This window comes from Duganella sp. BJB476 (genome assembly GCF_003416895.1).
In the GTDB taxonomy this organism is placed as follows: Bacteria; Pseudomonadota; Gammaproteobacteria; order Burkholderiales; family Burkholderiaceae_D; genus Rugamonas.
Genome location: NZ_QVIO01000001.1, coordinates 785,712 through 802,688 on the forward strand (window position 1 = coordinate 785,712; position 16,977 = coordinate 802,688).

Sequence of the window (16,977 nt, forward strand, 5' to 3'; positions counted from 1 at the left end):
ATACGAGCTTAAGAATCGGCTGGTAAGATGCAAAACATTGTTTAACTTACACCCGCGCACCATGACTGTTTTCGCCTCCCGCCGTGCCCTGATGCTGGCGCTTGTCGCCGCCCCCTTCGCCAATGCCGCCGATTTGCTGGACTCCGCCCCGGCCTCCGCGCCGACTTCGGCGGCGGCGCTGCTGGCCAAGCTGGAGGGTGAATCGGGCGGCCGCCTGGGCGTGGCCGCGCTGAACACGGGCGACGGCCGCCGGCTGCTGCATCGCGCCGACGAACGCTTCCCGTTTTGCAGCACCTTCAAGACGATGCTGTCCGCCGCCGTGCTGACCAGGGAGCCGGCGCTGCTGAAGAAGCGCGTGCGCTACACGAAAAAAGACCTGGTGACCTACTCGCCGGTCACCGAAAAACATGTCGGCAAAGGCATGACGGTGGCGGCGCTGTGCGAGGCCACCCTCCAGACCAGCGACAACGCGGCGGCCAACCTGCTGATGCAGCAGATCGGCGGACCGGCCGCAGTGACGGCGTTTGCGCGCTCGATAGGCGACATGGAATTCCGGCTGGACCGCATCGAAACAGAGCTCAACACCGCGCTGCCCGGCGATCCGCGAGACACCACCACGCCTGCCTCTATGGCGGAGTCGCTGCACAAGCTGCTGCTGGGCGACGGCCTGGGCGCGCCGCAGCGCAAGCAGCTGAAGGATTGGATGCTGGGGAATACCACCGGCGACACCCGCATCCGCGCCGGCGTGCCGTCCGGCAGCCTGGTGGCCGACAAAACCGGTACCGGAGACTATGGCAGCACCAACGATATCGGCGTCATTTGGCAGCCGGGCAAGGCGCCGATCGTGCTGGTGATCTACCTCACCCAGCCCGGCAAGGATGACAAGGCACGCAGCGAGATCCTCGCCGAGGCGACCAGGATAGTCGTCGAAGCCTTCCGAGTCGGTTAAACTACGGCCTTACACATTAAGGCCAGATCATGACGAACAAGAAACAAGCAGCGCCCGCGCCCACGGGCCGGGTAGCGAATCCCTTCCTGAACGCCGAGTTTTACTCGCGCATGCGGGACTACACGGAGCGCGATGCGGCGTTTTCCAAGGAAACCAAGGCGATAGGCGAGAGCGGCGCCGGCAAGCAGAGCACCGATGTGCGCCATGCGCCGTCGCTGGCGCTGCTGCGCGCCGTGGTGAAAAAGGGCCTGACGCTGGAAGAAATGTTGAACCGCATCGTGAAGGGTGTGGAATCGGGCCTGTGGGAACCCTGGCTGACCGCCTTCGGCATCGAACTGCGTGGCGTGAACTACGCCAAGACCGGCGAGCGTAATGCCCGCCTGGCGATCGACATGAGCATGAGCTCCAAGGCGCATACGATCTTCTCCGCCGCCGGCGTCGGCAACTGGCGCAGCCTGGTGGCCGAAGACTGCGCCCAGGTCCAGATCGACAAGCCTACCGAGAAAACCCCGGCCAAGGTAACCGCCATCTTCTTCCTCGACGCCGCCGCCTAGTTCCACTCCAGATGCACCACGCTGTAGCCGCGCTGCTTGAGTAGTTTGAGCAGCGCCGGCAGCGCTTGCGCGGTCGGCACGTTCACGTCGTGCATGAGGATGATGCCGCCGCCGGTGTCGTCCAGGCTCTTGACGAGGCGCTGCACCAGGATGTCGGTGGTGTCTTCCGGCAGCCAGTCGTTGATGCCGAGGTCTATCGACATCACGGTGATGCCGGCCTCCTTGAGCGCCGCCAGCATGGTGGGTGTCTCCTCCAGATAGGGGAAACGATAGGCCGGCGTGGCCTTGCCGAATACCGCCTGGTAGGCTGCCTGCACTTGACGAAGGTCGGCCAGCTGCTCCTGCGCGCTCATCATGGTCAGATTCGCGTGCGTCTGGCTGTGCACTCCGGTCGTATGGCCTTCCTCCACAACGCGCCGCGCCAGTTCAGGCGATTTCTCCAGATTGCTGCCGACCATGAAGAAGGTGGCTTGCGCGCATTGGTCCGCCAGTGCCTTGAGCACCAGCGGCGTGGTTGCCGGCACCGGGCCGTCGTCGAAGGTCAGTACCACTTCGCCTTTTTTCAGCGGCAGCGGCGCGTGCTGCAAGGCGCCGTACAGCGCGGCCTCGCGTTTCAGCGTGATGGTGCGGGCGGTGCCCAGTTGGTCGGGGCCGCAGCCGGTGGCGCCGGCTATTCCAGCCAGCGACAGCAGCAAGCCTGTCATCGCGATTTTCATTTGATCGAGTCCCAAGATAGGCAAGCCAGTGAGGCCAGCAGATTATTTGGGAGCAGGGCCGATCGCGTGGGTATCGCCAGCGCCGCAATCTCCTCCGACCATTCGGCAAGTTGAATGCCATGGCATTTGAGCGTGGCCTCGTGCCTGGTCCAGGCGCGGACGAATGCGAGAGTTTGTTCGGTGGCGGGCGTCGCGGCCAGCGTGGCGCAGACTTCCGGGCCGAGATAGTCGCGCGCCACCGCCTGCCAGTCGAAGATTTCCTCCACCCGCATCAAATCGACGCCGACCGCGCCATGCAGGTTGATGGCGGCCAGCGAATATCCGTCTTCGTGAGTGAACGAGCAGCCGATGGCGCTCTCGTCGCCGGCCAGCGTGATGCGTGGCGCCTGGCCGGGCGTGCTGTCGATGAGGATGTCGACGGCATCGACGCCCAGCACCGCGGCCAGCGCGGCGCGTGCCGCCGAGCGGATTTGTTCGCGCGCGCGTGGCCGCTCCACGCTGGTGGTCACGCCTATCACGAACAGGCCGTCCTGTGGCGCCGGCACCGGGCCGGGCCAAGGGGAGACGATCAACGCGGTCATCGCGCCGGCGCCGCCGGGCAGCCTGCCCAGTAGCCGTTGGCGGGAATCTGCTCGCCCTTCATCACCAGCGTCAACGCGCCGAGACGGGCGTTGTCGCCGACCACGGCGCTGTACAGCACCGAGCTGCGCGGACCCATGTAGACGCCCTTGCCGATGGTGACGCGGTCGATCTTCATCACGCGGTCTTCGAACAAATGGGTCTGCGGGCAGGTCAGCGCATTGAGCTCGCTATGGTCGCCGATGTGGACGCAATCGAATTCCGTGATGTCGGTGGTGTCAAGGTAGACGCCCTTGCCGATGTGGGAACCCAGCATATTGAACGCCAGCGGCAGCCACGGTGTGCCGCGCAGGTAGCGCATGAAGTTCGGCACGGCGATGCCCTCGTAAAGATTGGTCACGCCTTCGGACAGCCAGACAAACGGCGTCCACATCGGCTCCGACTGTTTGCGATAGCGGCCGATCAGCAGCCATTTCAACAGCACCACGAAGAAGTAATTGCCGATGCCGTAGCCCAGGCCCGCCAGGGTCAGGTCCCACGTCACTTCGGACCAGCGTCCCGCGCCGGCGGCCGGCATCACCGCCAGCACCAGCGTGTAGCCCACCGCGATCACCAGCGCATGCGGCGCGACGATGCGGAATGCCTCGATCAGGCCGCGGCCCAGGCGGCGCATGGGCGACGGATGGAAGGTCAGGTTTTCAGGATAGCCGCTGGTCTGCTCGCGCGCGGGCAGGTTGATCGGCGGGGAGCCGAGCCAGGTATCGCCGCTCTTCATCTGTTCGTTGTCCGGCGCGCGCGAGTGCACGCCGATCAGCACACTCTCCGGCAGGATGGTGCCGTCCGGGATGTAGGCGCCGTTGCCGACGAAGCTGCGGTTTGAAATCACGGTCGGCTTCATGATCATCCAGCCGCCGTCGATTTCCTCGTCGCCCAGCATCACCGCATCGGCGATGAAGGTTTCGTCGCCCAGGGTCAGCATGTCCGGTACCACGCCCAGCGCGGTGGAGATCTCGGCATCCTTGCCGACCTTGGCGCCCAGCAGGCGATACCAGTACGGCGCGAACACCGTGGCGTAAATGCCGTGCAGGACGTTGAGGCTCGATTCCTGGATCTGGCTCACCAGCCATTTGGCGCAGTAGGTGTTGCTGTGGATGGCCGAGCGGCCCGGCTGCAGGCGTGGCAGCACGCTCCAGCGGATGCCGGCCGACAGCAATGCCGTCAGCACGATCAGCACCGTACTGGCGGGGAAGGCCAGCAGGAAGTAGCGCAGCAGCTGGATGCGCAGGTCGTCGCCCTGGATCCACGGCAGCCAGCCTTGTTCGTCGAACCAGTCGATCAGCACGAAGCTCGGGAACACCGGCATGAAGAACAGCGTGACGATCAGCAGGATGCCGAAGATGAAGAACAGGCCTTCGCCCATGCGGCGCGCGGCGCTGACCTGGGGGCGCGGCGGCAGGCGGGCGGTGTCGAATGCGCCGGTATCGCGCGCCGGCGAGCCGGCCCAGACGCGGCCAGCCGGGACGCGCATGCCGTCGCTCAGCGCCGACTGGCCTTCCAGGTGGCCCAGCGCTTCGATATGCGTATTCCCTTCCAGGACGGCGAAGGAACTGACGCAGGCGTCGTCTTCCAGCGTGATCTGGCCCAGCAGCAGGCGGCCGCGCTGCACGCGGGCGTTCTCGAAATTGACGGCGTTGCCGATGCTGACGTTGTCGCCGATGCTGAGCAAATCGGGCGAGCGCAGGGTCATCGAGCCGATGATGACATCCTTGCCCACCTTGGCGCCCAGCGCGCGCAGCCACCAGGCGCTGAGCGAGGAGCCGCTCAGCAGGTAGGCCGGCGCCGCTTCCACCAGCCGGTCGGCCAGCCACCAGCGGTAGTAGGTGACGCCCCACAGCGGATAGTCGCCAGCCTTCAGACGGCCGGCGATCAGCCATTTGCCGGCGATGGCGATGGCGAATTCGCCGATGGTCGCCAGCAGGAACACGCCGACCGAGGCGGCGATGGCGATCGCCACCGAGTCGCCCGGATCGCCGGTGAAGAAGTGGTAGGTGAAGAACGGCGCCAGCCACTGCGCCATGCGCAGCGCCACCAGTGCCGGCATCGCGGCCACTTGCGCCAGGCCGCAGGTCCAGCGCTTGAGCGTGGAGGGCGGCGTCCAGTCGGCTTCCACTTCGGCCGCGATGGGCGCGTCGGCCAGCACCTGCGCGATCTTGCCGACCTGGCGTTGCTGGTAGATGTCGCGCACGGTGATGTGGGCGAAGCGCGGATCGGCGCGCAGGGCCGAGGCCAGGCGCGCGGCGAAGAACGAGTGGCCACCGAGGTCGGTGAAGAAGTCGGCCTGGCGCAGCACCGGCTGGCCGGGGAACAGCGCGGCCAGCGCGGCGAACAGCGCTACTTCGGCCGGGGTTTCGGGCAGGTCGGAATCTTCGTTGCCGCCGGCCGGCGGTGCGCTCAGCGGCATGGCCTTGAGCGCCTTGCGGTCGATTTTGCCCGAGGTCAGGCGCGGCATGGCTTCCTGCATTTCGTAGCGGCCGGGGACCATGTACGGCGGCAGCTTGGCGGCCAGGCTGGCGCGCAGGGCTTTGGTGTCGAGCGTAGCGCCGGCTTCCGGCACGATGTAGGCCACCAGTTGGTCGATGCCGTCGTCCTTGCGCAGCAGGACGGCGACGGTGCCTACGCCTTCCTGTTGCGCCAGCACGGCTTCGATCTCGCCCAGCTCCACGCGGAAGCCGCGGATCTTCACCTGGTCGTCGGCGCGGCCCAGGCACAGTACTTCGCCGTCGGCGTCGATGCGGGCCAGGTCGCCGGTGCGGTACAGGCGGGCGTCGTGCTGGCCGCTGGACCACGGATTGGCCAGGAATTTTTCTTCGGTCAGGTCCGGGCGGCCCAGGTAGCCGGCCGCCAGGCCGGGACCGGTGATGCACAGCTCACCGATCTCGCCGCGCGGCAGCAGGCGCAAGGCCGGCATGGCGTTGGTGTCGATCACCAGCAGGCCGTAGTTGGGCAGCGGCGTGCCGATGGTGACCGGATGGCCCGGCTGCAGGCGCGCCAGGCTGGCCGAGACCGTGGCCTCGGTCGGGCCGTAGGTGTTGAACATCTGCCGGCCGGCGCGCGACCAGCGCTCCACCAGCGATTCCGGGCACATCTCGCCGCCCAGGTTGATCAGGCGCAGGCTGGGCACTTCCTGATTGAACAGCGCCAGCAGGGTGGGCACGGCGTGCAGCACCGTGACCTGGTTCTCGTCCAGCATGCGCGGCAGCGTTTCCGGGTCGCCGCTGATTTCCTTGGGGCCTATCCACAGCGTGGCGCCGGCCAGGTAGGCGATCCAGATCTCTTCGAACGACATGTCGAAGGCCACCGAGAAGCCTTGATACACCTTGTCCTGCGCCGTGACGCCGAGCACCGCGTTCTCGCTGCGCAGGAAGTGGCAGATGCTGCGCTGGGTGATCAGGATGCCTTTCGGCTTGCCGGTCGAGCCGGAAGTGTAGATGACGTAGGCCGGCACGTCGGGCGACACGGCGCCGCGGCGCGACAGCGTGCTGCCGGCGGCGGGGGCGGCCAGCAGCGCTTCGGCAGTCCAGACGGGGCGGCTGAAAGTGTCGAGCGCGGCCAGGCGAGGCGCCAGGGCGGCGCAGGTCAGCACGCCGGCGCCGTCGGCGTCGTCCAGGCAGACTTGCAGGCGGTCGACGGGGGTGTCCTCGTCGACCGGCAGCCAGGCGGCGCCGGCCTTGGCGATGCCGGCCTGCAGCACCAGCAGCTCGATCCCGCGCGGCAGCCACAGGCCGACGATCTGGCCCGGCTGCACGCCGGCATCGATCAGGCGCGCGGCCACCAGGTCGGCCTGGGCGTTCAATTCGCGATAGCTGAGGCGGCGGTCGCCGAAGATCAGGGCGGTCTGGTCGGGAGTGCGGGCGGCGCTTGCTTCCAGCAGGTCCGCCAGGATTTCCTCGCGCAGCAAGTCGCTTTGCGGTTTCCCGTAAAGGATGTCTGGATGCGATTGTGGAATGTGCGGCGTTACTGGGTCGTTCATGTTGAAACTTTATTCTGTGTCGGCGGGTGTCATTGTACGGTACGGCTGTGCGTTCCAATAGAGGAAGAATGCAAGTTCCGCTTACAGCCTTTACAATAAGAAATATGGGATCTTCCCCTGTGTCACGAAGGAGCCGCATGTCACCGACCCGTCCGTTTATCGCCCCCATGCAATTTGACGATCCGATTGCCGCTTATGAACAGGTGTTGGCCATCTACGAGGCCAACGTCGCCCACTTGCGCGACGCCATGAAACGCTTTGTCGCCGGCGAGGACGTCGGCGAGCACGTGCGCGGGTGCTACCCCTTTGTGCGGGTCCATACCGACACCGTGGCCCGCGCCGATTCGACGCTGGCGTTCGGCTTTGTGGCCGGCCCCGGCACCTACGAAACCACGCTGACCCGGCCGGACCTGTTCGCCCGCTACTACCAGCAACAGTTCAAGCTGCTGCTGAAGAATCACGGCAGCCATCACCTGCGTATCGAGGTGGGCACCAGTTCGCAGCCGATTCCGATCCACTTTTCGTTTGCCGAGCACGAGCACATCGAAGGCAATATGAGCGCGGAACGGCGCCTGCTGATGCGCGATGTATTTGACCTGCCCAACCTTGCCGCGATGGACGACGGCATCGCCAACGGCACCCACGAGCCGCCGCCGGGCGAGGCGCAGCCGCTGTCGCTGTTCACGGCGCCGCGCGTGGACTATTCGCTGCAACGGCTGCGCCATTACACCGGCACCTCGTGCGAGCACTTCCAGAAGTTTGTGTTGTTCACCAACTACCAGTTCTATATCGACGAATTCGTCAAGCTGGGCCACGAGCTGATGGGCCAGGCCGCCGGCGCGCCGGGCGACGACTACATCGCCTTCATCGAGCCTGGCAATATGGTCACGCGCCGCGTCGGCCAGGCGGTCCAGGCCAGCGACGCCCACGGCGCGCCGCTGCCGCGCCTGCCGCAGATGCCTGGTTACCACCTGATCCGCGCCGACGGCACCGGCATTTCGATGGTCAATATCGGGGTCGGTCCGGCCAATGCCAAGACCATCACCGACCATATCGCCGTGCTGCGCCCGCATGCCTGGCTGATGCTGGGCCATTGCGCCGGCCTGCGCAACACCCAGCAACTGGGCGATTACGTGCTGGCGCACGGCTATGTTCGCGAAGACCATGTGCTCGACGAGGACTTGCCGCTGTGGGTGCCGATCCCGCCGCTGGCCGAGGTGCAGGTGGCGATCGAGGCCGCCGTGGCCGAGGTGACGCAGCTGACCGGCCACGACCTGAAGCGCGTGATGCGCACCGGCACCGTCGCCAGCACCGACAACCGCAACTGGGAACTGCTGCCGCAACGCACGCCGGAGCGCCGTTTCAGCCAGAGCAGGGCGATCGCGCTGGACATGGAAAGCGCCACCATCGCCGCCAACGGTTTCCGTTTCCGCGTGCCGTACGGGACTTTGTTGTGCGTGAGCGACAAGCCCATGCATGGTGAGATCAAGTTACCGGGCATGGCTAACCAGTTTTACCGCGAGCGTGTCGACCAGCATTTGCGCATCGGCATCCGGGCGCTGGAACTGCTGCGCGCCTTGGGCGTGGACAAGCTTCATAGCCGCAAGTTACGCAGTTTCACGGAAGTCGCTTTCCAGTAAATCTATGCAAAAAATGCATGAAAGCCCGCCGAATGCGGGCTTTTTTTTCACTTTCTCTACCTGTGGCGATACTTTTTTCGGTATCGAAAACCGGAAAAAATTGATTGGTTTGTTTTTTAGCCAGACCCTAAGATGATTTCGAGGTTGCTGCACAAAACTATAAAACAGATAACACAGGAGACGTATGAACATCATATCAACCGGGACTTCCCAGTCCCAGGCGACGCATCGCCTCGTCCTGAAAACCGGCGTCGCGGTGCTGGCCGCGGCCGGCCTGCTCAGCAGCGCCTCGGTGTGGGCGCAGGCGGCCGCCGAGAAGACGGAACCGAAGGACACCGCGCCCGACACCGCGACCGTGGTCGTCACGGGCGTCAAGGCATCGCTGATCAAGAGCCTGGCGATCAAGCGCACCAGCGACCAGGTCGTGGAATCGGTCGTTGCCGAAGACATCGGCAAGCTGCCCGATAACAATGTCGTCGAAGCGCTGCAGCGCGTTACGGGGGTACAGGTCACCAACCGCGCCGGCGGCGAAGTCGGCACCTTGTCCATTCGTGGCCTGCCCGACGTCCAAACCACCTGGAATGGCCGCAATATTTTCACAGCGTCCGGCACGCAGGTCGCGCTGCAGGACATTCCCTCGACCCTGGTTCGCCAGATTGACGTCTACAAGACGCGCGACGCCAGCCAGCTGGACACCGGAATTGCCGGCCAGGTTGACGTCAAGTCGCTTCGGCCATTCGATTTCAAGGGACCGAAAGTGTCGCTTTCGGCGCGCGAAACCTATCTCGATCCTGCGAAAAAGGCGAACCCGCAGCTTAGCGCCATGTTAAGCAACCGCTGGGAAACCGGCATCGGCGAAGTCGGCGCCCTGGTCAATCTGTCGGCCAGCGAGACGAAGTACCGCAATGAAAGTGTGACGCCTGGCGCCATGGTGCCGTTTGCCAGCCCCAATGCCGCCGAAGTTCCGCCAGGTTACACGCCTTTGCAGCGCATCTTCGACAACAATATCTGGACGCCTGGTACCCATACCGGCTTGCCGATGGCAGCGGGTTCAACGCTGGATTTCAACGGCAAAGCCTATCCTTATTACCTGGCGCGTGACGCCGTTTTCCAGAGCGACGTTCAGGGGAAGCGAGAGCGTCCCGCCGCCAATCTCGCCTTGCAGTGGAAACCGAACAGTGATTCGGTCTACACCTTCGAATCGATGTACAACGGTTATCGTGACAAGTCCTTCAATCAGTTGCTGTTCAGCTTTGTCGACTGGTGGGGCGATCTCGGCAGCAACCCTGCGGGGACGATGACGACGTACCCGGGAACCAACGTTATCAAGAGCCGTAAAGTCAATAACGTCTATGGCTTCAACAGCGGCGACTACACCACGTCGGCAACCGATTCCTACGTTTATGCCCTGAATGGCAAGTGGAACGTTGGCGACCGCCTGAAGCTGGAAGGCGATGTGTCGTACCAGACCAGCACCTATCACTCGGAATTCACCGCCACCCGGATTGATCGCGTTGCACCTTCCATCAACGTCGACTTCAATGCCGGCGGCGGCAACACGGCCTTCCATTTCAACAACGATGCCGACCTGACCGACGCGACCAAGTGGAATGTTGCGCAGTTCTACGATAACGCCAACCGCAATACGGGCAGCGCCGCGACGGCCAATCTGTCGGGCGTCTACGATACCAGCTGGGGGCCGCTGGAGACGATCCACTTCGGCGCGCGCTTCGACGACCGCAAGGCGTCGGAGGCTAACCGGACCCAATCGGGCACCTTGAACCGCAACCTCGCCTCGCTGGGTTCGGAGTATTCCTCCACCAACTCGAACTTCGGGACGGCCATTTCGGACGTTCCGCGCTCGTGGGTGGAGCCGAATGCCTACTACATCCGCGACCATATCGACGACTGGCGTAAGCTGTTTAGCTCGACTGATCCGAACTTCCTGACAACGGACAAGCTGAGCCTGCAGAAGACGTTCGGGGTCGAAGAAAAGACGAGCAACCTGTTCCTGATGGGGAATACCCAAAACGAGCTGTTCGGCCATCGCCTGCGCGGCAATTTCGGCGTGCGCTACGTCAAGGTCGATACCGACATGACCTTCTATAAGGTGGATGCCACCACCAAGGCGGTCACGCCGTCCAGTGCCAGCAAGTCGACCAGCAAGGTCTTGCCCAGCATGACGCTGATTTACGACCCATCCAAGGACGTAGTGCTGCGCTTTAACTATGGTGAAACCCTGCGCCGCCCGAACTTCGGTGATCTGAATCCTGTCTTGCAACTCGGTGACGACGTTTCGAAAGTGGGTTACGGCTCGGGCAGCGGCGGCAATCCGGACCTGAAACCGACGCGCTCCAAGAACCTGGATCTGACGGCTGAGTGGTATTTCCAGAAGGACAGCGCACTCTACGGCACTGCGTTCAAGCGCAAGATCGACGGCCTGGTCGTGGGCTTGCGTCGCAAGGTACACGTCGATCCGGCGAACGACCCGTTCCGCAACTCGACCTCGGGCGGCGACCATACGAACGGCTATGACTACGTCATCAACTCGCCGGTCAACGCCTCCAACGGCACGATCAGTGGCGCCGAGCTTGGCTTGATCTACTTCCCGAAGGGGCTGCCGAGCCTGCTGGACGGCCTGGGATTCCAGGGCAGCTATACGCGACTGACCTCGTCGCAGAACGTGCCTGATGCCAATGATGCCGGCGTCATCGTCTCTCAGCTCGAGACACCGTTCTTCGGCGTGTCCAACAGCTCCTACAACGCCACCCTGGCTTACGAAAAGGGCCCGATCAGCACGCGCTTGTCCTATGTCTGGCGCTCCGGCTTCCTGGCCAGCAACGAAGCCGCCTTGTTTGCAAATCCGATTGGCATCTGGCGTCATCCGGAAAAGAGTGTCGACATGCAAATCTCCTACAAAATCAACGACAATATGTCGGTCGATATCAGTGGAGTCAACCTGACGAACGAAATGCAGCAGCAGTACTACCACTTCGGTGATGCGGGTAACGCGCAACTGACCAATTTCGGTACACTCCAGATCGGACGTTCGGTCTCGGTTGGCTTGCGCTGGAAGATGTGATCTGTGTTGAGGAGCTGACGCTGACGGGGATCCCATTTGCTGCCGGCTTGCCGGCGCCAGATGGGGTTCCCGCTAGCGGGAATGACAACCTGGTGGAGTATTCGATGTCGAATCAAAAATTATCGTTGCTGGAAAAAGTGGGTTTTGGCGCCGGCGACATGGCGCTGAATGTGGTGATTTCGTCGATGATGTTGATCATCACCTTCTTCTACACCGATATCTACGGCCTGAAGACGGTCGACCTGGCGATGATGTTCGGCGTGGTGAAGTTCGTCGGCGCGATGGCCGACCTGACGATGGGGCAGATCACCGACCGCGTCACCAGCCGCTGGGGGCGTTACCGTCCGTGGCTGCTGCTGTTGGCCGTGCCGTATGGGCTCAGCGTGTTCTTCGTCTTCACCACGCCCGATTGGGGCTATAGCGCCAAGCTGGTTTGGGCCTACTCGACCTACATCATCATGACCATCATGACGGCGGGCGTGGGCATTCCCTACATCTCGCTGCCCAGCGCCTTGTCCAAGGATCCGCAGGAGACCTTGTCCGCCAACGGCTACCGCCTGTTCTTCGCCAAGATCGGCGCCTTCATGGTGACGGTGATCGTGCCGCTGCTGTCGGAGCGCTGGGGCGGCGGCAACGCTGCGGCCGGCTACCAGTTCGCCATGGCCGTGATGGCAGGCATGGGCGTGCTGCTGTTCCTGTTCTGCTTCTTTACCACCCAGGAGCGCGTGCGGCACGTGGTGCAGCGCCAGTCGCTGTGGGCGCAGGTGAAGGTGCTGGTCAAGAACGACCAGTGGCTGATCCTGTGCGGCGTCTGCGTGACCGGCACCATCGGCTATGTGGTGCGTGGCTCGGTGGCCATCTACTACGCAAAATACTACCTCGGCGCGGACGGTCCGACCATCTCGGCCTTCCTGTCCACCGGCGTGGTGGCCGCCATTGTGTCGATGATCGCTTCCACGTGGATCACCAAGGTCTATTGCAAGGTCAATCTGTTCCGCTGGACGCAGATCGGCGTGGGCCTGATCAGCGGCGCGATGTATTTTTTCGTCGGGCCGGGCGACACCGTGCTGGCGTTTGTGCTGTACTTCCTGCTGTCGTTCGTGGTGGACTTGCATGCGCCGGTGTTCTGGTCGGCCATCGCCGAGACCATCGACTACGGCATGGTCAAGACGGGCAAGCGTGTATCGGGCTTCGCTTTCGGCGGCATTTCGGTCTGCCAGAAGGCGGGCATGGGCATCGCCGGCGTCCTGGTCGGCAAGCTGCTGACGCATTTCGCCTATGTGCCCAACGTCGAGCAGACCGCCTACGCGCTGCACGGCATCGTGCTGATGATGACGTTGATTCCAGGTTTCTTCCACACCGTGATGGGACTGTTGATGTTCAAGTATCGTATCAACGACAAGTACTACACGGAGGTCAAGGCGGAAATGGGAGTCAAGGGCTATGTGGCAGTCTAATTTTTTGGAAATCGAAGCAATGGAAGATGTACTCACTCCGCTGATCGAGCAGCGCGCCGATCCTTTTATCATTCGTCACAGCGACGGCTATTACTACTTTACCGCTTCGGTGCCGCAGTACGACCGCATCGAGCTGCGCCGCGCGAAGACCATCGCCGGCCTGGCGGATGCGGACAAGGTCGATGTCTGGCACAAGCCGGACACCGGTCCGTATAGCGAACTGGTTTGGGCGCCGGAGCTGCACTTCAACGACGGCGCATGGTACGTCTACTTTGCCGCCGCACCTAGCCGCGAGATCAAACACAAGCTGTTCCAGCACCGCATGTACGCGATCCGCAACGCCAATCCGAATCCCTTGGAAGGCGAGTGGGAGTTCATGGGCCAGGTCGATACCGGCATCGACACCTTCTGCCTGGATGCCACCACCTTCAGTCACAGGGGGCAGCTGTATTACCTGTGGGCGCAGAAGGACGTCGCCATCGAGGGCAATTCCAACCTGTACATCGCGCCGATGAAGACGCCGTGGCAGCTGGGCGGCCCACCGGTCATGCTGAGCAAGCCCGAATTCGACTGGGAGGTCCGCGGCTTCTGGGTCAACGAAGGCCCGTCGGTGCTGAAGAAGAACGGCAAGATCTTCATCAGCTATTCGGCCAGCGCCACCGATGAGAACTACGCCATGGGCCTGTTGTGGGCGGACGAAAACGCCGACCTGCTGGACCCTGCATCATGGACCAAACTGCCGCAGCCAGTGCTGCAAACCTGCTACGAGCATGGCGTGTACGGACCGGGACATAACAGCTTCACCATCGGCGATGATGGCGAGACCGTCATGTTGGTTTATCATGCACGCACCTATACCGAGATTATCGGCGATCCGCTGTGGAACCCGGACCGGCACACCTACGTCAAACCGCTGAAGTGGGACGGGCAGGGCATGCCGGTATTCGGAAAACCGTCTATCACCTGAGCGAGACTGCACCAATCATTGCGGCGGCCGAGAGGGTTTATTCCTCTCGGCCGCCTTGCCATTAGAAAGCCACACCATGTCCCAACCTACGATCACCACATCCGCCTTCGGCCCCGAAGCCACCCTGTACACCCTGACCAACGCCAACGGCATGATCGTCAAGATCAGCGACCTTGGCGGCGTGATCACCGAAATCCACACGCCGGACCGCGACGGCCAGCTGGCCGACGTCTGCCTCGGCTTCGACGATGCCGCCGCCTACCTGGGCGAATCGCACTACCTCGGTGCGCTGATCGGCCGTTATGGCAACCGCATCGCCAACGGCCGTTTCACGCTGGACGGCGAAACCTATGAGCTGAACGTGAATAACGGTGTAAACCATTTACACGGAGGCCTGGACGGCTTCCACCGCCGCATGTGGGAAGCCGAAACCTTCGCCACGCCCAAATCGGCGGGCCTCATCCTGAGCTACCTGAGCCCCGACGGCGAACAAGGCTACCCGGGCAACCTGGAAGTCACCGCCATCTACGAACTGCGGAACAATAACGAATTGCGTATCGCTTTCCACGCAATCAGCGATAAAGCGACGCCGGTCAACCTGACCAACCACGCTTATTTCAACCTGGCCGGCAAGGGCGACATCCTGTCCCACGAGCTGACCATCGCCGCCGACGCCTACACGCCGGTCGACAGCGGCCTGATACCCACCGGCGAACTGCCTGCGGTGGCAGGCACGCCGTTCGACTTCCGCACGCCGCACGCGATCGGCGCGCGCATCAACGAAGACGACGAGCAGCTGCGCCACGGCGCCGGCTACGACCACAACTTCGTGCTGAATAAATCCGCGCCTGGCGCGCTGGAACTGGCGGTCCGCGTGCGCGATCCGTCCTCCGGCCGCGTGCTGGAAGTGCTGACCCAGGAGCCGGGCGTGCAGTTCTATAGCGGGAACTTCCTGCATGACGGCATGGGTGGAAAAGGGCGTATCTACAGCCATCGCAGCGGCTTTTGCCTCGAACCGCAGCACTATCCGGACTCGCCGAACCGTCCCGAATTCCCGTCGACGATACTGCGTCCGGGCGAGGAGTACACCACCGTCATGAGCTACCGCTTCTCCGTCGAGGACTGATACCGATTCGGGTATCAAAGTCGAATAATAATTTATTGGAAAGATATCTCACTACAACTTAGTATGGCTTATCGATGCGGGGGCATGACAAGCACGCCCCCGTACAAGAACATACTGAGGAGATATGCATGTCCGATAACGACAAAAAGGTGAAGCTGCGCTCCGCCGAGTGGTTTGGTACCCAAGACAAAAACGGTTTCATGTATCGCAGCTGGATGAAGAATCAGGGCATTCCTGATCATGAATTCCAGGGCAAACCTATCATCGGCATCTGCAACACGTGGTCGGAGCTGACCCCTTGCAATGCCCACTTCCGCAAACTGGCGGAGCACGTCAAGCGTGGCATTCTCGAAGCAGGCGGCTTCCCGGTTGAATTCCCGGTGTTCTCCAACGGCGAATCGAACCTGCGTCCAACCGCCATGTTGACCCGTAACCTGGCCAGCATGGACGTCGAAGAATCTATCCGCGGCAATCCGATGGACGGCGTGGTACTGCTGGTCGGCTGCGACAAAACCACGCCGGCGCTGTTGATGGGCGCCGCCTCGGTCGACATTCCCACTATCGTCGTCAGCGGCGGCCCTATGCTGAACGGTAAGCTGAACGGCAAGAACATCGGCTCCGGCACCGCCGTATGGCAGCTGCACGAGCAGGTCAAGGCCGGTGAAATCACCATGCACGAATTCATGTCGGCGGAATCGGGCCACTCCCGTTCCGCAGGCACCTGCAACACCATGGGCACCGCGTCCACGATGGCCTGCATGGCCGAAGCGCTGGGCACCACGCTGCCGCACAACGCCGCCATTCCCGCCGTCGATTCGCGCCGCTACATCCTGGCGCATATGTCGGGCATCCGCGCCGTCGAGATGGTCAAGGAAGGCCTGACGCTGTCGAAGATCCTCAAGCGCGAGAACTTCGAGAACGCGATCCGCGTCAACGCCGCCATCGGTGGTTCGACCAACGCCGTGATTCACCTTAAAGCCATCGCCGGCCGCATCGGCGTCGACCTGGAGCTGGAAGACTGGACCCGCGTCGGTCGCGGCACGCCAACCATCGTCGACCTGCTGCCGTCGGGCCGCTTCCTGATGGAAGAGTTCTACTACGCCGGCGGCCTTCCAGGCGCGATTCGCCGCATGGGCGATGGCGGCCTGGTACCGCATCCGGATGCGCTGACCGTCAACGGAAAATCGCTGTGGGAAAACTGCAAGGAAGCGCCGATCTACGACGACGAAGTGATACGTCCACTGGAGAAGCCGCTGCTGAAGGATGGCGGCATCTGCATCCTGCGCGGCAACCTGGCGCCGCGTGGCGCCGTGCTGAAACCATCTGCCGCCACGCCGGAACTGATGCAGCATCGCGGCCGCGCCGTGGTGTTCGAGGACTTCGAGCATTACAAGAGCCGCATCGTCGACCCGGAACTGGAAGTTGATGCCAACTCGGTGCTGGTGATGAAGAACTGCGGCCCGAAAGGTTATCCGGGCATGGCCGAAGTAGGGAATATGGGCCTGCCACCGAAACTGCTGGCGGCTGGTGTCAAGGACATGGTCCGTATCTCGGATGCGCGCATGAGCGGCACAGCCTACGGCACCGTGGTGCTGCACGTGGCGCCGGAAGCGATGGCCGGCGGCCCGCTGGGCATCGTCAAGGACGGCGACTGGATCACGCTCGATTGCGCAGGCGGCCTGCTGAACCTGGAGATATCGGAAGCGGAGATGGCGGAGCGCCAGGCCGTGCGCGTCGCCGGCTCGGCGCCGGGTCCCAAGACCGGCTACCAGAAACTGTACATCGATCACGTGCTGCAAGCCGACGAAGGCTGCGATTTCGACTTCCTGGTCGGGAATCGCGGATCGGCCGTGCCGCGCCACTCGCACTAATCAAAT

Annotated in this window: 11 protein-coding genes; 8 read left to right on the forward strand and 3 right to left on the reverse strand. The window is 63.0% G+C overall.

All coding sequences use genetic code 11. The features are described 5' to 3' along the window. Window positions 1-91 precede the first annotated feature (91 nt). Together bla and D0T21_RS03455 are read left to right on the forward strand one after the other, a co-directional pair. A complete protein-coding gene (gene bla, locus D0T21_RS03450; protein WP_373886660.1) occupies window positions 92-949 on the forward strand; it encodes a class A beta-lactamase in 858 nt (285 codons plus the stop codon). 29 nt (window positions 950-978) lie between these two features. After that, the gene (locus D0T21_RS03455) at window positions 979-1,503 is read left to right on the forward strand and encodes a hypothetical protein (RefSeq protein WP_116988425.1); all 525 of its coding nucleotides are present in this window, start codon (window positions 979-981) and stop codon (window positions 1,501-1,503) included. Here the strand turns inward: D0T21_RS03455 and D0T21_RS03460 are convergent. The 3 genes from D0T21_RS03460 to D0T21_RS03470 are packed head-to-tail and all read right to left on the reverse strand — an operon-like array spanning window position 1,500 to window position 6,828. Further along, window positions 1,500-2,219, reverse strand: coding sequence for a polysaccharide deacetylase family protein (locus D0T21_RS03460; RefSeq protein WP_116988426.1), 720 nt, complete (start codon window positions 2,217-2,219; stop codon window positions 1,500-1,502). The genes D0T21_RS03455 and D0T21_RS03460 overlap by 4 nt on opposite strands. Then, complete coding sequence (locus tag D0T21_RS03465; protein WP_116994273.1) at window positions 2,216-2,800, reverse strand: 4'-phosphopantetheinyl transferase superfamily protein; 585 nt, start codon at window positions 2,798-2,800, stop codon at window positions 2,216-2,218. The genes D0T21_RS03460 and D0T21_RS03465 overlap by 4 nt, the downstream gene beginning before the upstream one ends. Next, window positions 2,797-6,828, reverse strand: coding sequence for a Pls/PosA family non-ribosomal peptide synthetase (locus D0T21_RS03470; protein ID WP_116994274.1), 4,032 nt, complete (start codon window positions 6,826-6,828; stop codon window positions 2,797-2,799). The genes D0T21_RS03465 and D0T21_RS03470 overlap by 4 nt, the downstream gene beginning before the upstream one ends. Before the next feature lie 104 nt (window positions 6,829-6,932). Here D0T21_RS03470 and D0T21_RS03475 point away from each other — a divergent pair, with 104 nt between their 5' ends. From D0T21_RS03475 to D0T21_RS03500, 6 genes are all read left to right on the forward strand, one after another. Continuing rightward, a complete protein-coding gene (locus D0T21_RS03475) occupies window positions 6,933-8,468 on the forward strand; it encodes an AMP nucleosidase (protein ID WP_373886652.1) in 1,536 nt (511 codons plus the stop codon). A gap of 184 nt (window positions 8,469-8,652) precedes the next feature. After that, window positions 8,653-11,550 carry a TonB-dependent receptor gene (locus tag D0T21_RS03480; RefSeq protein WP_116988430.1) on the forward strand — a complete coding sequence of 966 codons (2,898 nt, stop codon included), beginning with the start codon at window positions 8,653-8,655 and terminating at the stop codon, window positions 11,548-11,550. Between the two features lie 104 nt (window positions 11,551-11,654). After that, complete coding sequence (locus D0T21_RS03485) at window positions 11,655-13,007, forward strand: MFS transporter (RefSeq protein WP_116988431.1); 1,353 nt, start codon at window positions 11,655-11,657, stop codon at window positions 13,005-13,007. Window positions 13,008-13,026: 19 nt separating this feature from the next. Beyond that, a complete protein-coding gene (locus tag D0T21_RS03490; protein ID WP_116988432.1) occupies window positions 13,027-13,974 on the forward strand; it encodes a family 43 glycosylhydrolase in 948 nt (315 codons plus the stop codon). A 76-nt stretch (window positions 13,975-14,050) separates the two neighbouring features. Continuing rightward, window positions 14,051-15,100, forward strand: coding sequence for an aldose epimerase family protein (locus D0T21_RS03495; protein ID WP_116988433.1), 1,050 nt, complete (start codon window positions 14,051-14,053; stop codon window positions 15,098-15,100). Window positions 15,101-15,228: 128 nt separating this feature from the next. Further along, window positions 15,229-16,971 carry an IlvD/Edd family dehydratase gene (locus D0T21_RS03500; protein WP_116988434.1) on the forward strand — a complete coding sequence of 581 codons (1,743 nt, stop codon included), beginning with the start codon at window positions 15,229-15,231 and terminating at the stop codon, window positions 16,969-16,971. The last annotated feature ends 6 nt before the right edge of the window (window positions 16,972-16,977 follow it).